The 17,585-nt window shown below is 56.7% G+C and carries 20 protein-coding genes; 11 read left to right on the top strand and 9 right to left on the bottom strand.

Annotated features, from left to right (window positions below; all coding sequences use genetic code 11):
* Positions 1-252: 252 nt before the first annotated feature.
* Complete coding sequence (punC, locus tag FKM52_RS00520) at positions 253-1,452, bottom strand: purine nucleoside transporter PunC (RefSeq protein ID WP_141174254.1); 1,200 nt, start codon at positions 1,450-1,452, stop codon at positions 253-255.
* A gap of 110 nt (positions 1,453-1,562) precedes the next feature.
* Here punC and punR point away from each other — a divergent pair, with 110 nt between their 5' ends.
* A complete protein-coding gene (punR, locus tag FKM52_RS00515) occupies positions 1,563-2,498 on the top strand; it encodes a DNA-binding transcriptional activator PunR (RefSeq protein ID WP_141174253.1) in 936 nt (311 codons plus the stop codon).
* A 10-nt stretch (positions 2,499-2,508) separates the two neighbouring features.
* Here punR and purR read toward each other — a convergent pair whose 3' ends face one another.
* Entirely contained in the window at positions 2,509-3,534 is a 1,026-nt protein-coding gene (purR, locus tag FKM52_RS00510; protein ID WP_141174252.1) for an HTH-type transcriptional repressor PurR, read from the bottom strand.
* Between the two features lie 159 nt (positions 3,535-3,693).
* Here purR and cydH point away from each other — a divergent pair, with 159 nt between their 5' ends.
* A complete protein-coding gene (cydH, locus tag FKM52_RS00505; RefSeq protein WP_141174251.1) occupies positions 3,694-3,909 on the top strand; it encodes a cytochrome bd-I oxidase subunit CydH in 216 nt (71 codons plus the stop codon).
* A gap of 59 nt (positions 3,910-3,968) precedes the next feature.
* On the opposite strand, the gene FKM52_RS00500 is transcribed toward cydH, so the two are convergent.
* Positions 3,969-4,805 (bottom strand): C40 family peptidase, encoded by an 837-nt coding sequence (locus FKM52_RS00500; RefSeq protein WP_141174250.1) that lies wholly within the window; start codon positions 4,803-4,805, stop codon positions 3,969-3,971.
* Positions 4,806-5,163: 358 nt separating this feature from the next.
* On the opposite strand from FKM52_RS00500, the gene FKM52_RS00495 reads away from it, so the two are divergent.
* Positions 5,164-5,499 carry a Grx4 family monothiol glutaredoxin gene (locus FKM52_RS00495; RefSeq protein ID WP_181407884.1) on the top strand — a complete coding sequence of 112 codons (336 nt, stop codon included), beginning with the start codon at positions 5,164-5,166 and terminating at the stop codon, positions 5,497-5,499.
* A 66-nt stretch (positions 5,500-5,565) separates the two neighbouring features.
* Here the strand turns inward: FKM52_RS00495 and rnt are convergent, their stop codons facing one another.
* The 4 genes from rnt to eptA form a co-directional block, all read right to left on the bottom strand.
* Entirely contained in the window at positions 5,566-6,246 is a 681-nt protein-coding gene (gene rnt, locus FKM52_RS00490) for a ribonuclease T (RefSeq protein ID WP_141174248.1), read from the bottom strand.
* 102 nt (positions 6,247-6,348) lie between these two features.
* Positions 6,349-6,756, bottom strand: coding sequence for a lactoylglutathione lyase (gloA, locus tag FKM52_RS00485; protein ID WP_141174247.1), 408 nt, complete (start codon positions 6,754-6,756; stop codon positions 6,349-6,351).
* A gap of 131 nt (positions 6,757-6,887) precedes the next feature.
* Positions 6,888-7,481, bottom strand: a complete 594-nt coding sequence (locus tag FKM52_RS00480; RefSeq protein ID WP_141174246.1) for a TetR/AcrR family transcriptional regulator — start codon at positions 7,479-7,481, stop codon at positions 6,888-6,890.
* A 38-nt stretch (positions 7,482-7,519) separates the two neighbouring features.
* Entirely contained in the window at positions 7,520-9,154 is a 1,635-nt protein-coding gene (gene eptA, locus FKM52_RS00475) for a phosphoethanolamine transferase EptA (RefSeq protein WP_141174245.1), read from the bottom strand.
* Positions 9,155-9,358: 204 nt separating this feature from the next.
* On the opposite strand from eptA, the gene FKM52_RS00470 reads away from it, so the two are divergent.
* The 3 genes from FKM52_RS00470 (at position 9,359) to slyA (ending at position 11,561) form a co-directional block, all read left to right on the top strand.
* Complete coding sequence (locus FKM52_RS00470; protein WP_141174244.1) at positions 9,359-9,601, top strand: DUF1289 domain-containing protein; 243 nt, start codon at positions 9,359-9,361, stop codon at positions 9,599-9,601.
* A 142-nt stretch (positions 9,602-9,743) separates the two neighbouring features.
* On the top strand, positions 9,744-10,265 hold the full coding sequence (gene sodC / locus FKM52_RS00465; RefSeq protein ID WP_141174243.1) for a superoxide dismutase family protein: 522 nt from the start codon (positions 9,744-9,746) through the stop codon (positions 10,263-10,265).
* 852 nt (positions 10,266-11,117) lie between these two features.
* The gene (gene slyA / locus FKM52_RS00460; protein ID WP_167519769.1) at positions 11,118-11,561 is read left to right on the top strand and encodes a transcriptional regulator SlyA; all 444 of its coding nucleotides are present in this window, start codon (positions 11,118-11,120) and stop codon (positions 11,559-11,561) included.
* Positions 11,562-11,624: 63 nt separating this feature from the next.
* Here slyA and FKM52_RS00455 read toward each other — a convergent pair whose 3' ends face one another.
* Positions 11,625-12,092: an outer membrane lipoprotein gene (locus FKM52_RS00455; protein ID WP_141174241.1), complete on the bottom strand. Its 468-nt coding sequence runs from the start codon at positions 12,090-12,092 to the stop codon at positions 11,625-11,627.
* 286 nt (positions 12,093-12,378) lie between these two features.
* Here FKM52_RS00455 and anmK point away from each other — a divergent pair, with 286 nt between their 5' ends.
* From anmK to pdxY, 5 genes are all read left to right on the top strand, one after another.
* Positions 12,379-13,512 carry an anhydro-N-acetylmuramic acid kinase gene (anmK, locus tag FKM52_RS00450; RefSeq protein WP_141174687.1) on the top strand — a complete coding sequence of 378 codons (1,134 nt, stop codon included), beginning with the start codon at positions 12,379-12,381 and terminating at the stop codon, positions 13,510-13,512.
* 4 nt (positions 13,513-13,516) lie between these two features.
* Positions 13,517-13,825 carry an MliC family protein gene (locus FKM52_RS00445; RefSeq protein ID WP_141174240.1) on the top strand — a complete coding sequence of 103 codons (309 nt, stop codon included), beginning with the start codon at positions 13,517-13,519 and terminating at the stop codon, positions 13,823-13,825.
* A 65-nt stretch (positions 13,826-13,890) separates the two neighbouring features.
* Complete coding sequence (gene pdxH / locus FKM52_RS00440) at positions 13,891-14,547, top strand: pyridoxamine 5'-phosphate oxidase (protein WP_141174239.1); 657 nt, start codon at positions 13,891-13,893, stop codon at positions 14,545-14,547.
* 132 nt (positions 14,548-14,679) lie between these two features.
* Entirely contained in the window at positions 14,680-15,954 is a 1,275-nt protein-coding gene (gene tyrS / locus FKM52_RS00435) for a tyrosine--tRNA ligase (protein ID WP_141174238.1), read from the top strand.
* A gap of 62 nt (positions 15,955-16,016) precedes the next feature.
* Positions 16,017-16,877, top strand: coding sequence for a pyridoxal kinase PdxY (gene pdxY / locus FKM52_RS00430; protein ID WP_141174237.1), 861 nt, complete (start codon positions 16,017-16,019; stop codon positions 16,875-16,877).
* A 46-nt stretch (positions 16,878-16,923) separates the two neighbouring features.
* Here pdxY and gstA read toward each other — a convergent pair whose 3' ends face one another.
* Positions 16,924-17,529: a glutathione transferase GstA gene (gene gstA, locus FKM52_RS00425; protein ID WP_141174236.1), complete on the bottom strand. Its 606-nt coding sequence runs from the start codon at positions 17,527-17,529 to the stop codon at positions 16,924-16,926.
* Positions 17,530-17,585: the final 56 nt, after the last annotated feature.

Genomic DNA, 17,585 nt, shown 5'->3' with positions numbered 1-17,585 from the left:
ACAGAATAGTCAATTTCTGCAGGGTTGTGAGAAATCTCACGGAAAAACCGGTGTCAGATATCCGACGTAATACAGAGGATTGAAACTGAATGAATAACCGGCGCGATCAACGGCAATAAAACCGCGGTTGGTCGCCCGGAAAAAAGCGCATTAGCCATTATAGATCAAGGCCTGACAGCGAGTATATGCTCCCGTCAGGGAATATACAACGGCTAACAATTAGCAAGCTAACTAATAGCTGCGGACAGAAACTTATTTATTCCGATGGGCTGGCGTGGTGCCGGCCGCTTCGACTGCGCCGTTACCCTGAGTCAATTGCAAAATATAGCCCAGCACGGCAAGCAGCACGGTAAACAGCATTACCGAGCAGGTAGTCAGCAGCGGCTGGCTAAGCCAGCCGGAGACCGCCAGGCTGGCGAAAAAACAGAGGCCCAGCTGCAGGCAGTTTTGCAGCGCCGCGGCTTTACCCGTATCGTGCGGGAAAGGCAGCAGCGCATTCGCCACCACGATGGGATAGATGGCGCCGTTAGCCAGCGCCATGCCGCAGAACGGCGCCAGCAGCCCCCACAGCGTGACATGTCCGCTTATCGCCACCATAAACAGCGCGATAACGCTGACGGCAAAAAAGCCCAGCAGGAAAGGCAGCAGGATTTTGCCGCTGCGTCGTTGCAGGGCAGCGCGACAGCCAAATCCGCCGGTCAGAAAGGCGATAGTCTGCGGGATATAGCTCAGCCCGATATCGGCCGGGCTCAGCCCCAGATCGTGCAGGATAAACGGCGAGCCGGTTAGCCAGGCGAAAAAACTGGAGGAGCAGGCGGCGTAAATCAGTACGTTGCCGCTAAAGACACGGGAGGTCAGCAGCCGGAAAAAGCCGACGCGCGGCTGCGCGGCGCGCGCGGGCGGCGTTTTCTTCAGCATCGCGGTAGCGTACAGCAGCGGCAGAGTGATCAGCAGCAGCACCAGAAAAATAATGCGCCAGGAAAAATGGTTTAGCACCCACGCGCCCAACAGCGGCGCCAGCGCCGGCGACAGGGCCACCAGCGGCATAATAGTAGCGAAAACGCGGTTGGCCTGGGCGCCGCGATAGCGGTCGACTACCAGCGCCTGCCAGCTCACCGTCGCCGAGCAAACGCCTACCGCCTGGATAAAACGCAGGGCCAGCATCTGCCAGGTGTTGCTGGCCCACAGCATACCCGCGCAGCCGAGTGCGAACAGCGCCAGGCCGAACAGCAGTACCGGCTTGCGTCCGAAGCGATCGGAAAGCGGCCCCCATATCAACTGAGCGCAGGCAAAACCGCCGAGAAATACTGTCAGGCTGGCGCTGATGGCGCCCGCCGAGGTGTTAAAACTCGCCTGCATGGCGCTGAAGGCGGGCAGGTACATATCGGTAGCCAGGAAGCCAAGCGTGCTGAGCAGCGCCAGGTAGAGCATAAATCCTTTTGAACCAGACATTTCTTTCTCATCATTAGCAGGTAAACAGACGGCGCGAGGTTAAAGGATGTTTTCTTTAATGTGAAACGCTAATATTTGCCGGGTGCTATCAAAATTTTTGCAGGCAGAATATGTGGTCAGAATATGCGCTTGAAGTAGTGGACGCCGTAGCGCGCACCGGTAGCTTTTCCGCCGCCGCCGATGAACTGCACCGTGTTCCTTCCGCCATCAGCTATACGGTACGGCAGCTGGAGGCCTGGCTGGCGGTGCCGCTGTTTGAACGGCGACGCCGCGAGGTAGTATTAACGGAGGCGGGCGAGCTTTTTATCCGCGAGGGACGGGCTGTTATCAAAAAAATGCTTGCCACGCGCCGCCAGTGCCAGCAGGTGGCCAACGGCTGGCGCGGGCAGCTGAGTATCGCCGTCGATCGCATTGTTAAGCCGCAGCGTACCCGTCAGCTGGTGCTTGATTTTTACCGACACTTTCCCGATATGGAACTCCTTATTACGACGGAAGTCTTTAACGGCGTCTGGGATGCGCTGGCGGATGGAAGGGTAGACGTAGCGATCGGCGCGACCCAGGCCGTTCCGGTTGGCGGACGCTTTGCCTTTCGCGATATGGGCGCGCTGAACTGGCGCTGCGTGGTCAGCGCCGCGCATCCGCTGGCGGAAAAAGCGGGCCGCCTGCAGGATGAGGATATTCGTCCCTGGCCCTCGCTGGTGCTGGAGGATACCTCGCGCGCCTTGCCGCGCCGCACCACCTGGACGCTGGACAACCAACGGCGGCTGGTGGTGCCCGACTGGGAAAGCGCCTTCGACTGTTTACGCGCCGGCCTGTGCGTTGGCATGGTGCCCGGACATTTTGCCGCGCCGCTGCTGGCGTCAGGCCAGCTAAAGGAGATTTCGCTGCCCGCTCCTTTTCCACACAGCCACTGCTGCGTCAGCTGGGCGGAGCAAAGCAGTTCGCCAGCGCTGCGCTGGCTGCTGGACTATCTGGGCGACAGCGAGACGCTGAACCGGGAATGGCTGCGGGAAGAGCAGGAAACTCAGGAGAGCGCGCTCTCCTGAGCGGGAAGGATTAACGGCGATAGTCGCGGAACGGGCCGTCGATCACCGAGCGGCGCTCGATCAGCGTAGGATGCACTTCGATGGTGTGCGATACTTCGCGCTTGTTGACAATACGATCCAGCAGCATATCAAAGGCGGCCTCGCCGAGCTGCTCTTTCGGCTGGTGCACGGTGGTCAGCGCCGGCGTAAAATAGCGGGCGTTGCGCACGTTATCGTAGCCGATTACTGAGATATCCTGCGGCACGCGCAGGCCCATCTCATCCGCTGCGCAAATTGCGCCCATCGCCATGATATCGCCGCCGCAGAAGACCGCGGTAGGGCGCTGCTTCTGCGCCAGAATTTGCTGCATGGCGCGATAGCCCGATTCCGGTTCAAAGTCGCCCTGTACAATCCACTCGTCACGCACGCTAATAGCGGCCTCGTTCAGCGCCTTCATAAAGCCGGCCAGCCGTCCGCCGCCGGTATTGCGCTCCATCTGGCCTGGAATGACGCCGATATCGCGATGGCCGCGCTCGATCAGGTAGCGCCCGGCGATATAGCCGCCTTCAAAAGCGTTATCCAGCACGGTATCGGTAAAATCGCCGCGTGATTCGCCCCAGTCCATCACCACCATCGGAATGTTGCGGTTCTCTTCAAGCATTTTTAACAGCGCTTCAGGGTATTCGGAGCACATGACCAGCAGACCATCCACGCGCTTTTGCGCCATCATCGACAGGTAGGCCTGTTGTTTTTGCAGATCGTTATGGGCGTTGCCTAAAATCAGGGTATAGCCCTGGGCGAAGCAGCGCGTCTCTATCGTCTCGATGATTTCGGCAAAATAGGGCGCTTCGCTGGAGGTCGCCAGCAGACCGATCGATTTGGTGTGGTTAACCTTCAGGCTGCGCGCTACCGCGCTCGGTGAATAGTGCAATTCTTTGATTGCTGCCCATACCGCTTCACGGGTCTCTTCCGCCACGAAGCGGGTCTTGTTGATGACGTGTGACACCGTCGTGGTAGAAACGCCGGCACGCTTCGCGACATCTTTGATTGTTGCCATTAAAAAGTAACTCCTGCGCCTATCGTAATGGGTTGATAAGCCTGATGTTAAACGTTTGCGTCTCCATAGCGTGGTTCAGCGTACCTGGCGATTGTCATTATGCGGGCTGAGGTACGTCTGGCAGGCGGGACGTCTTTATAAAAGGATTAACAGCGGCAGTTGACCGATGTTGCGCAACGCAAAGCGGGGATTCTATCAAGCCGGCGTAAAGAAAACGAGATTTTTACCGGTGAGTGTGGGAAAATCTATCCCTCATTTTTTGTGTGGTTAATAAGGGAGGGCGGATTGAGCACGGATTTCAAGCTGGCATTATGTACCGCCGCCGCAGCGCTGTCGTTGATTCTGGCGTTCAGCCTCACTGCTGCAACGCATTAGAAGTAAGCCTCAGCAACAAAAAAGCCTGTCTTTGACAGGCTTTTTTGTTGCGCAAACGCTTAGCGCACGGTTCTCGGAGTCATTACCCGACGCGCGCCGACGTAGTGCCGCTGCCAGTAATCATCGCTGAGCTGGCTAATCTGAATATCCTTACCGGTGCGCGGCGACTGGATAAAACGCCCGTTGCCGAGGTAAACGCCGACGTGATCGGCTGCGCCGCGGTTAGTGATGCGGAAAAAGACCAGATCGCCTTTTTCCAGCGCTCCGCGGCTCACCGGGGCGGCATCGCGCAGATGGTACATCTCATTAGCGGTGCGCGGGATCTTAAATTTCAGCACGTCCTTATAGGCATACCAGACCAGCCCGCTGCAGTCGAAGCCGGTGTGCGGCGAGGAACCGCCCCACAGGTATGGCTTGCCCAGCTGGTTCATCAGCTTATTCATCGCCGTTTCGCGCGCCCGTTGATAGCGCTCGCGGTGCGCCTTGCTTAATACCAGCGGTCCGTGGGCGGCGTCATCATCCAGCTCATGCTCAACATAATGCGGCTCGCCGCGATGATGACCATAGCGCAGCCGGGCGGTTTTAATATGGCTTATTTTCGCGCTGTCGCTTTTGGCGACGGTGACGCTGGCGGCGTGGCCGACCTTCGTCAGCCTGGCGCTGCCGCTTCTTACCGGCTTGCTTTTCTTATTCAGTTTGCTTTTTTCAGCCGTCGTCAGGCGCGTTTTTTTGCTGGTAGTTTTTACCGGGCGACGTTTGCGCCGTTCATCTTCACGGGCGCTCTTCTTATCAATCTTATGCTGGCTGGCCTTAACCGGCGCCTGCGGCGAGGCCTGCGCGACGTTAAAGAACAGCTGAGCAAAAGCCAGCATAAAAAGCGTAATCAGTAAACGCATGGTGTAGTTACAGTAAAAGCGCGATAAGCGCGCAACGTTAATAATATTTCTGTCGTAACGACAGAACCCTGGCGGCCAATTCTAATCTAACTTTTTCCGAAAAGGTAAAGCTTTTACAGCAGATTAAGCGTTAATTGCTTTAAGATGTAAAAATAAGCGCAAACAGGCGCTTATCTCAACAAAATTATTACCAGTTATTAATTAATTTCCATTTCAAGCAGGCGGTGAAAAGACAAATTTTCCGTGCTGCTTCCGCTATTGTCTTCGACAATATTAACCTTACAGAAAATGTCGTTTTCAGCGACCCGTTACAGTCGCTACAATCATCAGACACGAAGCAAGCTATTTAAGGAAGGCAATTATGAGTACTGTTGAAAAAATTCAGCGTCAGATCGCAGAAAATCCCATCCTGCTGTATATGAAAGGCTCGCCGAAGCTGCCAAGCTGTGGTTTTTCTGCGCAGACGGTTCAGGCTCTCTCTGCCTGCGGCGAGCGCTTCGCCTATGTGGATATCCTGCAAAATCCCGATATTCGCGCAGAGCTGCCGAAATATGCTAACTGGCCGACGTTCCCTCAGCTGTGGGTCGACGGCGAGCTGGTCGGCGGCTGTGATATCGTCATTGAAATGTTTCAGCGCGGCGAACTGCAAACGCTGATTAAAGAAACCGCAGAGAAGTATAAAACGGCGGAATAAGCTGCAGCGCGGAGTCATTCGCAGAGGGCGCCCAGGTAGGCGCCCTTTTTTATGCTGCGCGGCTGACTATTTTTCCGCCGCCAGCGCGCTGTCGACGGCCAGCTCCTCCGCTACCGGCAGCGGCGGCCAGCCGCCCAGTCGTTTCCAGCGGTTTACCAGTTCGCAGAACAGCTCTGCGGTGCGCTCGGTATCGTAGAGCGCAGAGTGCGCCTGACTGGCGTCAAAGGCGATGCCGGCCGCCTTGCAGGCTTTCGCCAGCACCGTCTGACCGACAACCAGACCGCTGAGCGCAGCGGTATCAAAGGTGGCAAACGGGTGGAAGGGGTTGCGCTTCAGGCCGGCGCGATCGGCGGCGGCCATCATAAAACTGTGATCGAAATTAGCGTTATGGGCGACCATGATGGCGCGATTGCAGCCGCAATCCTTCAGGCCTTTGCGTACCTGCTTGAAGATTTCATGCAGCGCATCATATTCGCTGACGGCGCCGCGCAGCGGATTATGGGGATCGATGCCGTTGAACGCCAGCGCTTCGGGCTGTAAAACCGCGCCTGCAAAAGGCTCCACGTGGAAATGCAGCGTCTGGTCGCGCTGTAGCCAGCCGTCGGCATCCATTTTCAGCGTAATAGCGGCGATTTCCAGCAGCGCATCGGTTTTTGCATTAAACCCGGCGGTTTCCACATCAATGACCACCGGATAAAATCCGCGAAAGCGGTCAGATAACGCATTCAGTTGTTTCGATTCAGACATCAGCATCTCATTGGCGAAAAATTGCAGCGCGTATTATGGCAAATTTCGCCGCGGCTTGCAGCAGCAGGAAAAAAGAAGGGCGCCCGCAGACGCCCTGAAAATTTACTGGCCGAGACCCTGTCCCGCCTGTTTATTTTCAATCAGTTCGATCTTATAACCATCCGGATCTTCTACAAAGGCGATAATAGTGCTGCCGCCTTTGACCGGGCCCGCCTCGCGGGTAACCTTGCCGCCGGCCTGGCGAATTTTTTCGCAGGTTGCCGCGACATCATCCACGCCCAGCGCGATATGGCCGTAAGCGTTGCCCAGATCGTATTTTTCCACGCCCCAGTTGTAGGTCAGCTCGATTACCGCGCCTTCGCTTTCATCGCTGTAGCCAACGAACGCCAGGCTGTATTTATATTCCTGGTTTTCGCTTTCGCGCAGCAGGCGCATGCCCAGTACGCGCGTATAAAAATCGAGGGAGCGCTGCATATCGCCAACGCGCAGCATGGTATGAAGTAAGCGCATAGTTTTCTCCTGAAAAAAGGTGTCATCATCCGATAACGGTCAAAAAAGCGTAGTACAAACGTGCGTTTCCTGGTGCGAAACCCAGGCCGAGAGGAAATAGACCAGTCGTCTTGAAGCGCGCGTTTTTTAATTTAGCCGGGCGACAGCAGCTGTAAAATTGCTGCCAGCGCATGAGTTAACGCGCTGCCGTCACGGCGTATTTTGCTCTGCAGGCTGGCGCCCAGCCAGAGCGAGTAGAGCGTCTGGGCCATCGCTTCCGGCTCCAGGCTAAGCGGCGGCGCGCCCTGATCCGCCGCGTGGCGCAGCACCTCGGCCAGCAGCTCTGTCTGCCGCGCCGCGCCGCGTTCCAGCGCCAGGCGCATCTCTTCAGAAAGATCGCACACCTCCGCCGAAATTTTTACCGCCAGGCAGTTTTCTATATGGCCGCTCTGGCGAAAACGCAGCTCGGCCTGTTGATAATAGCGCAGCAGACGCTCGCGCGGCTGCTCCTGACGGCTGGCGAACCAGCGCATTGTCTCCTGGTGTAGCGTGCTGAAATAGCGTTCAAGCAGCGCCACGCCAAAGGCCTCTTTCGAGCGGAAGTAGTGATAAAACGATCCCTTCGGCACGCCAGCCTGGCTGAGCAGTTCGCTCAGGCCCATACCGGTGAAGCCGCGCTGCAAACACAGCTGCTCGCCGATGGCGAGCAGATGTTCACGGGTATCTTGTCGTGTCGCTTTGCTCATGGCGCCCAGAGTAATAGACCAGTTGGTCTAATGCAACTCTAACGCGCCTGACAGCTTTTCAGCAGGTCGCGCTCCGGCTGATAGACCGCGCTTTGAATGTTCATCATCCCCAGCAGCGTGTGAAAGACATTATCCTGTGAAACCTCATCCTGACGGGCATGCTGGCGCAGGCACTGCTCGTTGATGCCGAAGGTACGGGCGTAGTCGGCGGAGAGCCACAGCAGGAACGGAATACGGGTCTGCTGGCCGGGCGCGAACAGATAAGGCGCGCCGTGCAGATACATGCCATGTTCGCCCAGCGATTCGCCATGATCGGACAGATAGATCAGCGCGACGTTAAAGCGGCTCTGGTAGCTTTTCAGCAAATCGATGGTATCGCCCAGCATCGAATCGGTATAAAGCAGGGTGTTATCATAGGTATTCACCAGCGCCTGATGATCGCAGTCCTGTATCTGCTTACTGTCGCAGGTCGGCGTAAACTGGCGCATCTCCGGCGGGTAGCGCCGGTAGTAGGCGGGGCCGTGGCTGCCCATCTGATGCAGCACAACTACCGTATCGTTATTGATGCCGTCAATATAGTTCGTCAGGCGATGCAGCAGGACTTTATCCAGGCAGTAATCGCTCTGGCAGAGCGACTTAATTTTCCACAGGGTCATATCCGTATGAGGAACGCGGTCGCAGGCGCCTTTACAGCCGCCGTCGTTTTCCCGCCACAGCAGGTTGACGCCCGCGTGCGCCAGCACATCCATCAATCCTTCCTGATGGCGCGCCAGGTTCGCATCATAGTCGGCGCGTGGCATAACGGAAAACATGCAGGGCACGGAGACGGCTGTTTCGGTGCCGCATGAGGTAGCGCGCGGATAGTAGATGACGTTCTGCTGTTTCAGCCTGGGATTGGTTTCACGCGCATAGCCGCCAAGCGAGAAGTTCTCCGCGCGCGCCGTTTCGCCCAGCACAAATACCACCAGCGTTTTTTTACGTTCGGCCTGGATCAGCGGGCCTTTATGCGCGTCCTGACCAATGCGCACCAGCGGCCGATCGCTCTGCAGCCAGCGGTTATTCACATAGTGGATGGCGCCGCTTATCACGTTAGGCGGCGTGACCATTTTCACCAGCTCTTTATTATTGCGCAACAGCGAGGCGTAGTCTTTATACATTAACACCGCGATTAGCAGAATCAGCAACGCCGAGCCGATGCACCACAGCGCGCGCATGGCCAGCGCGAACCACCAGGGACGCGCCTGGCGTGGGCGGATCAGGACGATAACCAGCGCAGGCAGCACCCCCATCAGCAGCATCCAGACCAGATATTTAGGGCTCAGCAGGGCGCTGGCTTCCTGCAGATTCGTTTCGAAGACGTTCTGCACCATATTGGCATCGATAACCGTGCCGAAGCTGTACATAAAATAGTTAGCCGCCGCGCCGCACAGCAGCAAAATAATTAACAACGGCTTACCTATCCACGGCAAAATCAGCAGATTAAAAATCAGCATAAAGGCGCAAAACAGCACCAGCGGGATAGAGGCGATAAACAGGTAATCCTGCAGCTGATGCAGCGGCGTCCTTTCAGCGGCGCGGATAATAAACATACCGTTAAGTATGAAAGTGAAAAACAGCGCGCAGAGGGCAAGGAACAGGGATTCACTACAGCGGATGGTTTTTAGTTGCAGCATAATTAAGTTTAATTGAATTATTTGTTGCCATCTTAGCGGATAAACATTAATAAAACCTTAGCCTGGGCCAAAAGGTGACTAACCGGACGCGCGGGCAGCGCAATGCGGACAATTAGCGGCGCCGGCAGACACTTTTGCTACGGTCGGCTTGCGCTTCGCGCCGAAGCTGGCTTCAATAAAAGATGCGGTTAAACAGGAGGCCATGTGGCGGAGCAGCTTGAGTTTTTCCCGGTGCCAAGCCCGTGTCGCGGCATCTGTCAGTCAGACGAGCGCGGCTATTGCCGTGGCTGCCTGCGTAGCCGCGACGAGCGCTTTAACTGGACGACCTACAGCGATGCGCGTAAGCGTGAGGTGCTGCGGCTTTGCCGTCAGCGCTATCTGCGTATGCTGCGCGCGCGTCAGACATCTGAACCGGCGGAAACGCCGCAGCAGCCCTCGCTGTTTTAACGCGGGCGACGACGCGCTGTCGTCATATCGTCCGCCGGCGCCGTGGCGTAAAGAAACGCAAAAACGCCCGCTCGCTGCGGCTGAAACCGGCATTGCCGTCCAGGCTACAGAGAATAAACGGAATTAATGCTCAGGAGGTTAAATGAAACGTTATGGTTTGGCAGCGCTGACGCTGCTGATAACAGGTCTGGCACAGGCGGCCAGCCAGCAGGTGACGCTGCACAATGTGACCAGCGAAGGCGCCGGCGAAGCGGTCGGCAGCGTCAGGATCGAAGAAACGCCGCTGGGACTGACATTCACTCCCAGCCTTTCTCATCTGCCGCCGGGGGTGCATGGTTTCCACGTGCACGCCAACGGGAGCTGCGCGCCAGCCGTCAGCGCGGGCAAAAACGTGCCTGCCGGCGCTGCCGGCGGACATTTCGATCCGCAGAACAGCGGCAAGCATCTTGGCCCGTGGGGCGAGGGCCATCTCGGCGATCTGCCAGCGCTGTACGTGGCGCAGGATGGCTCTGCCAGCTACCCCGTTCTGGCGCCGCGGCTGAAAAAAATCAGCGATATCGCCGGCAGGGCGCTGATGGTGCATATGGGCGGCGACAACCACAGCGATAGCCCGCAGCCGCTGGGCGGCGGCGGGGCGCGCTATGCCTGCGGCGTCATTAAATAATTTCCATATTGCCAGTTTTTAGCTTCACTTTTCACGCGGGCGCGCCGGTTGCCGCACTCTGGCTATCGGCGTCGTCTATTAGCGATTTCGTTGTACGCTGCGGCAGTTGTATAAACGCTGCTGTACAACAGAAGAGAAAAAAACACACTTTTTGTTCACTTCAGAACAATTCTTTGTTCATCATCAGCAATTTGCCGCTTTGTCACAGGTAATCTTCTATCAATAAAGTTCTGTTTGCTGACGCTTATCCATTCAGGATTTCTAACGGAAGTTTTGAGACGAAGCTCATTGTTGTAATGAACGATCCCGGCATGATTACCCACGCGGAAAGGTTTTTTTTGATACGGTAAAAAAGCCGCTGCGATAACAATGGGTATCGGGTTCGTTAACTAAGAGAATCGATGCCGTTGACGGCGCTGTTTCACTCCTGTCAGCGATTTTCGGCCGCTCTGTTGCCACTCTTCAGACGATAGCCGGAAGCTGAAAAGGATTACCGGAACGGCGTTACTCTATACCACCTGAAATGGCATTCGGGTGTGGTGCATCCTTTTCCGATGCGGGCACGGTAAAGCGAAAACGGCACTGTGTCCGTCCGCTATGCATAGAAAGCGCGATCTTTATAGCGACGTAAATTATTAGCAGGCTCTCATCGCAACTGGTAAAAATTCGGAATGAATAAACGAAAAAAGTAGGCAGGGGATTTTAGCGGGTTTTCCTTTGCCTGTGCCTTTCAGGGCGCCCTGGAACCGGCGTAGGGCTTTTCATCAGGGGAACTGTAATTGTCTTTTACCCTGTAAACTCGCAGAATAGACTAAAATCATGCTTGATTGCTAGCAAGCTAATTATAAGGAGATGAAATTGGATACGCCATTAGGAACGGATTTGGCACGCTTAGTGCGTATCTGGCGTGCACTTATCGATCAACGGCTTAAACCGCTGGAACTTACACAGACGCATTGGGTTACTCTGCATAATATTCATCAGTTGCCTCCTCATCAGTCTCAGATCCAATTGGCTAAAGCGATCGGCATTGAGCAGCCTTCGCTGGTGCGTACCCTTGATCAGCTGGAAGATAAAGGGCTGATTGTGCGCTGTACCTGCGCTAACGATCGGCGAGCTAAGCGTATTAAGCTGACCAAAGCCGCAGAACCGGTTATCCAACAGGTAGAACACGTTATTGACGCCACCCGCGACGATATTCTGTCAGGTATCACGAAACGCGAGATCGATCAGATGATTACCCTGGTTGCGCGGCTGGAAAAAAATATTGTCGAGTTGCAGAAAAAAAGTGAATAGCAACAACGATGAAAAAAACCGACGCACGGCGTCGGTTTTTTGTTTTAGCGTGGGGATGATTAATTACTGCGGCGAAACCGTAACCTGGCTGCCGTTTGATGCCAGCATTACGCGCTGCCCAACGGAATAACGGCTGGCGGTCTGCTTCTGCACCACCAGAATGGTGTTGCCGTCATCTTTACGAATGCCCAGCTCTACGCCATCCGCTTTGTTAATTGCTCCCTGAACGCCCTGGCCCGCCATACCGCCGAGGATCGCGCCGCCGGCCGTCGCCAGGCTGCGTCCCGCGCCGCCGCCAACGGTATTACCCAAAAAGCCGCCGAGCACTGCGCCGCCAATAGCGCCGATAACGTTATTGTCGTCGCCGCCCTGAATTTTAACCGGGCGCACCGAGACAAGCGTACCGTAGCTTACATTCTGTACCTGTTTGGCTTCGCTGGCGCTGTATACGTCGCCGGAAAGCGTATCCGTATTAGTACAGCCTGCCAGCGTCATGCCAGCCAGCGCCATGACAAATAAACGCTTAATCATATAAAGCTCCTTTCATGATTGTTGACTGCATCGAAAAGGCAGCCATAGATACTTCATTATATGGCATAACCTTCGTCTGTTTCAGCCAGCTGTAAATCAGACGATGGCAGAGCATAGACCGCGATGGGTAAACAAAATTTCAATAGCGTCGGGAAAATAGTATACCTGAATCTGAAAACATCGTGTTGTCTATAAAAAACAATAATTAATCATAGAATTACCCGGCGGTTTTTGCCAGGCTGTCAGCAATATGACGGCTCTTCCGGCGAGGAAGCGAGGTAACGTGATGAAATCGGGACGCTATATCGGCGTGATGTCCGGCACCAGCCTTGACGGCGTGGATGTGGTGCTGGCGGCAATCGACGAGCAGATGGTGGCGCAGCAGGCCAGCTACTGTCACCCTGTGCCGCAGGCGCTGCGGCAGGAGCTGTTGGCGATTAACCAGGGGCAGAGCCTGACGCTCTCGCAGCTTGGCCGGCTGGATACGCGCCTGGGACGGCTGTTTGCCGAAGCGGTGTTAACCCTGCTGCAGCAGCAGAGCCTGACGGCGGCAGATATCGTCGCTATCGGCTGCCACGGGCAAACCGTCTGGCATGAGCCATGGGGGGAGGCGCCCTGTACGCTGCAAATCGGCGATAATAATCAAATTGCCGCCGCCACCGGCATAACGGTAGTCGGCGATTTTCGGCGTCGGGATATGGCGCTGGGCGGGCAGGGCGCGCCGCTGGTGCCCGCTTTCCATCAGGCGCTGTTAATGCACCCGCAGGAGCGGCGGATGGTGCTGAATATCGGCGGCATCGCCAACCTTTCCCTGTTGTTCCCCGGCAGGCCGGTAGGCGGCTATGATACCGGGCCGGGTAATATGCTGATGGATGCCTGGATCTGGCGCCACCGTGGGCGGCCCTATGATAAAGATGGCGCCTGGGCCGGCAGCGGAACGGTGATTCTGCCGCTGCTGCAGCAGATGCTGAGCGATGCCTGGTTTTCCCTGCCGGCGCCCAAAAGCACCGGCAGAGAATATTTTAACGCCGGCTGGATCGCGCGGCAGCTGGGGCATTTCCCCGGTCTTGCGCCGCAGGATGTGCAGGCGACGCTGCTGGAGCTGACGGCAGTTACCATCAGTCAACAGGTGCTGCTGAGCGGCGGCTGCGAGCGGCTGCTGGTTTGCGGCGGCGGCGCGCGCAATCCGCTGCTAATGGCGCGGCTGGCGGAGCTGTTAGCCGGTACGGAAGTGTCAACCACCGATGCGGCGGGCATCAGCGGCGACGATATGGAAGGCCTGGCCTTTGCCTGGCTCGCCTGGCGAACCCTGAACAACCTGCCGGGCAATCTGCCTTCGGTTACCGGCGCGCGCGAAGCGAGCGTGCTGGGCGCCATCTATCCCGCCAACCGTCCACTCTCATCAACTCATGTCTGGTGAAAACATGCGTAAAAAGCTGGTCTTACTGGCCGTTGTACTGCTGTCTGGCTGCGGCCTGCATGGCGCGCGTCAGGATCGGGAACAGGTGCGACATTATCTTTGCGGTACGCTGCCGCTGACGGTCACTTTTAGCGGGCGGCAGGCGCAGTTTATTATGGATGGGCAGCTGCTGAAGCTGCCGCGGCAGGCGACGGCGTCCGGCGCGCTTTACGGCGATGAAACCTGGCGCCTGCGTATCACTGGCGCCAGCGCCTCGCTTGAACGCCATCAGCGCATCGTCGTCGCTGACTGCCAGCAACAAACCCAGGGCTGACGCGTTGAATTTGCTAAAGGCGAGGCGCACAATGGTTTTACCTTTTTTTCGGGGTAAAACCGGTTATGAATGAAGAAGAAACGTTGCAACAAATCGCCCATCTGCGGCGTGAATACACCCGCGGCGGCCTGCGCCGTAAAGATCTGCCTGAGCAGCCGCTGGAACTGTTTGAGCAGTGGCTGCGCCAGGCGTGCGAAGCCCAGCTGCCCGATCCTACCGCGATGTGCGTGGCGACGGCGGATGAACATGGCCAGCCCTGGCAGCGCATCGTACTGCTGAAGCACTATGACGAGCGCGGACTGGTATTTTACACCAACCTTGGCAGCCGTAAGGCGCAGCAGCTGGCCGCTAACCCGCGCGTCAGCCTGCATTTCCCGTGGCACTTTCTTGAGCGCCAGGTAATGGTGCTGGGGCGGGCGGAAAAGCTTTCGATGCTGGAGGTAATGAAATATTTCCACAGCCGCCCGCGCGACAGCCAAATCGGCGCCTGGGTATCGCAGCAGTCGAGCCGCATCTCAGCGCGCGGCGTGCTGGAAGGTAAATTCCTGGAGCTGAAGCAGAAATTCAGCCAGGGCGAAGTGCCGCTGCCGAGCTTCTGGGGCGGTTTCCGCGTGCATATTGAAGCGATGGAGTTCTGGCAGGGCGGCGCGCACCGGCTGCACGATCGCTTCTTTTATCAGCGTGAAGGCGAGGGCTGGAAAATCGATCGTCTGGCGCCCTGAATCAATTAAATATCCGCTGTGGCGCTGGCGCTGGCGGCGGCGCCGCTTTATTCTATACGCCTTCATTTCTCCGCACCTCAGCGGAAAGCTGTGTACCAGCATAGGTGCAGTCGTGACAACATGGAGTCATTAATGACCAGCAGTAACCTGATTAAACAATTGCAAGAGCGGGGCCTGATCGCCCAGGTAACGGACGAGGAAGCGTTAGCAGAGAGACTGGCGCAGGGGCCGATCGCTCTCTATTGCGGCTTCGATCCCACCGCGGACAGCTTGCATTTGGGCCATCTGGTGCCTTTGCTTTGTCTGAAACGTTTCCAGGATGCGGGACATAAGCCGGTTGCGCTGGTGGGCGGCGCCACGGGCCTGATCGGCGATCCGAGCTTTAAAGCGGCTGAGCGCAAGCTGAACACCACCGAGACGGTGAACGAGTGGGTAGAAAAGATCCGCCAACAGGTAGCGCCGTTCCTCGATTTCGACTGTGGCGACAACAGCGCGATTGCGGCAAATAACTATGACTGGTTCGGCAGTATGAACGTGCTGACCTTCCTGCGCGATATCGGCAAACACTTCTCTGTTAATCAGATGATTAACAAAGAAGCGGTAAAACAGCGCCTGAACCGTGAAGATCAGGGCATCTCCTTTACCGAGTTCTCCTATAACCTGCTGCAGGGCTACGACTTTGCCTGTCTGAACGAGCGCTACGGCGTGGCGTTGCAGATCGGCGGTTCCGATCAGTGGGGCAACATTACTTCCGGCATCGATCTGACGCGCCGTCTGCATCAGAACCAGGTATTCGGCCTGACCGTGCCATTGATCACTAAATCTGACGGCACCAAATTCGGTAAAACCGAAGGCGGCGCGGTCTGGCTGGATGCGAAGAAAACCAGCCCCTATAAATTCTATCAGTTCTGGATCAACACCGCCGATGCGGACGTTTACCGCTTCCTGAAGTTCTTTACCTTTATGAGCATTGAAGAGATCGATGCGCTGGAAGAGGAAGATAAAAACAGCGGTAAGGCGCCGCGTGCACAGTATGTGTTGGCTGAGCAGGTAACGCGTCTGGTACATGGCGAAGCGGGGCTGACGGCGGCGCAGCGTATTACCCAGAGCCTGTTCTCCGGCAGCCTGAGCGATATGACCGAAGCGGATTTCGAACAGCTGGCGCAGGACGGCATGCCAACCATTACGCTGGATGCCGACGCCGATCTGCAGCAGGCGCTGGTGACGGCAGAGCTGGTGCCGTCGCGCGGTCAGGCGCGCACCATGATTAATTCCAATGCGGTAACGGTTAACGGCGAAAAACAGTCCGATGCCGAATATCGCTTCAGCGCCAGCGATAAGTTATTCAATCGCTTTACGCTGCTGCGTCGCGGTAAAAAACATTACTGCCTGGTATGCTGGCAATAAAACGTGTTCTGAAGGCCGGTTCTACCGGCCTTATTTTTTGGTAAGGTTTCACAGGCTCAACTATGAAAAACATTCTCGCTATTCAATCTCATGTCGTTTTTGGCCACGCCGGCAACAGCGCGGCGGAATTTCCCATGCGCCGCATGGGGGCCAACGTCTGGCCGCTCAATACCGTCCAGTTTTCCAACCATACGCAATATGGACACTGGACCGGAACGGTAATGCCGGCGGAGCATCTGAGCGATATTGTAAAGGGCATCGCCAATATCGACCGGCTAAAAACCTGTGACGCGGTACTGAGCGGCTATCTGGGCTCCGCCGAACAGGGCGAGCAGATTCTGCAGATCGTTCGTCAGGTTAAAGCGGCAAATCCCGATGCCTGGTATTTCTGCGATCCGGTCATGGGACATCCGGAAAAGGGCTGTATCGTGGCGCCGGGCGTGGCGGAATTTCACTGTAAAGCTGCGCTGCCGGCCAGCGATATTATTGCGCCGAATCTGCTGGAGCTGGAGATGCTGAGCGGCGGCAGCGTGGCGAACGTTGAAGAAGCCGTGACGGCGTCACGTAAGCTGATCGCGCAGGGGCCGAAGATTGTGCTGGTAAAACATCTGGCGCGCGCCGGGCGCCGCAGCGATCGCTTTGAAATGCTGCTGGTTACCGCGCAGGAAGCCTGGCATATCAGCCGTCCGCTGGTAGATTTCGGCGTGCGTCAGCCGGTAGGCGTGGGCGACTTAACCAGCGGCCTGCTGCTGGTAAACCTGCTAAAGGGCGAAGCGCTGAAGCCGGCGCTGGAACATATTACCGCCGCGGTCTATGAAGTTATGCTGAAAACCCACGAAATGGGCGAGTATGAGCTACAGCTGGTGGCGGCGCAGGATCTGCTCGTTCAGCCGCAGCATCATTTCGCCGCGGAAAGACTTTAAGCGTCGGGGAAGCAACAAACGGGACGCGCAGGCGCCCCGTTGCGTATCAGGAAAGCCCCTCCGCCTTCAGCGCGGCGATAACCGCCGGACGTTCCGCCACGCGCGCCTGCCACGCCGCCAGCGCCTGAAAAGCGCTGAGATCCAGCTGTACCAGCTTCGCCCAGCGCGCCACCACGAACAAATAGGCATCCGCCACGCTAAAGCGGGTTCCGCTCAGCCACTGCCTGTCGCGCAGCGCCTCATCTACATAGCGGAATTTCGCCGTCAGCTGCTCGCGCTGCTGCGTTTTATAATTTTCCGGCGTATCGGGACGGAACAGCGGAATAAAGCCCTTGTGCAGCTCGGTAGAGATATAGCTCAGCCACTCCAGCGTGTGATAGCGCGTCAGGCTGCCGGTGGGCGCCAGCAGCTGGCGATCGGGTTTCTGATCGGCCAGGTATTGTACAATCGCCACCCCTTCGGTCAGCAGCGTGCCATCGTCCAGCTGCAGCGCCGGCACCTGGCCCTTGGGATTGATCTGCAAATAGTCTTCGCCGCGCTCCGTTTTTTTCGTCGCCAGATCGACATTGACCTGGGTGAAATCGAAGCCGCACTCGCGCAGGATAATATGGGGAGAGAGGGAACAGGCTCCTGGTTTGCTGAACAGTTTCATACAATGCTCCTTGTTTGCATGGGGATAAGAGCCATCCTACTGCGGACCGCGGCAAA

Origin of the sequence: Mixta tenebrionis, assembly GCF_006517625.1 — a bacterium.
In the GTDB taxonomy this organism is placed as follows: Bacteria; Pseudomonadota; Gammaproteobacteria; order Enterobacterales; family Enterobacteriaceae; genus Mixta; species Mixta tenebrionis.
This window is presented reverse-complemented; position numbering and strand designations above follow the sequence as displayed.

Excerpts from the sequence above, each read along its gene's own strand:
- punC (WP_141174254.1), bottom strand. The coding sequence starts at position 1,452 with ATGTCTGGTTCAAAAGGATTTATGCTCTACCTGGCGCTGCTCAGCACG.
- punR (WP_141174253.1), top strand. The coding sequence starts at position 1,563 with ATGTGGTCAGAATATGCGCTTGAAGTAGTGGACGCCGTAGCGCGCACC.
- purR (WP_141174252.1), bottom strand. The coding sequence starts at position 3,534 with ATGGCAACAATCAAAGATGTCGCGAAGCGTGCCGGCGTTTCTACCACG.
- FKM52_RS00500 (WP_141174250.1), bottom strand. The coding sequence starts at position 4,805 with ATGCGTTTACTGATTACGCTTTTTATGCTGGCTTTTGCTCAGCTGTTC.
- rnt (WP_141174248.1), bottom strand. The coding sequence starts at position 6,246 with ATGTCTGAATCGAAACAACTGAATGCGTTATCTGACCGCTTTCGCGGA.
- gloA (WP_141174247.1), bottom strand. The coding sequence starts at position 6,756 with ATGCGCTTACTTCATACCATGCTGCGCGTTGGCGATATGCAGCGCTCC.
- FKM52_RS00480 (WP_141174246.1), bottom strand. The coding sequence starts at position 7,481 with ATGAGCAAAGCGACACGACAAGATACCCGTGAACATCTGCTCGCCATC.
- eptA (WP_141174245.1), bottom strand. The coding sequence starts at position 9,154 with ATGCTGCAACTAAAAACCATCCGCTGTAGTGAATCCCTGTTCCTTGCC.
- sodC (WP_141174243.1), top strand. The coding sequence starts at position 9,744 with ATGAAACGTTATGGTTTGGCAGCGCTGACGCTGCTGATAACAGGTCTG.
- slyA (WP_167519769.1), top strand. The coding sequence starts at position 11,118 with ATGAAATTGGATACGCCATTAGGAACGGATTTGGCACGCTTAGTGCGT.
- FKM52_RS00455 (WP_141174241.1), bottom strand. The coding sequence starts at position 12,092 with ATGATTAAGCGTTTATTTGTCATGGCGCTGGCTGGCATGACGCTGGCA.
- anmK (WP_141174687.1), top strand. The coding sequence starts at position 12,379 with ATGAAATCGGGACGCTATATCGGCGTGATGTCCGGCACCAGCCTTGAC.
- FKM52_RS00445 (WP_141174240.1), top strand. The coding sequence starts at position 13,517 with ATGCGTAAAAAGCTGGTCTTACTGGCCGTTGTACTGCTGTCTGGCTGC.
- pdxH (WP_141174239.1), top strand. The coding sequence starts at position 13,891 with ATGAATGAAGAAGAAACGTTGCAACAAATCGCCCATCTGCGGCGTGAA.
- tyrS (WP_141174238.1), top strand. The coding sequence starts at position 14,680 with ATGACCAGCAGTAACCTGATTAAACAATTGCAAGAGCGGGGCCTGATC.
- pdxY (WP_141174237.1), top strand. The coding sequence starts at position 16,017 with ATGAAAAACATTCTCGCTATTCAATCTCATGTCGTTTTTGGCCACGCC.
- gstA (WP_141174236.1), bottom strand. The coding sequence starts at position 17,529 with ATGAAACTGTTCAGCAAACCAGGAGCCTGTTCCCTCTCTCCCCATATT.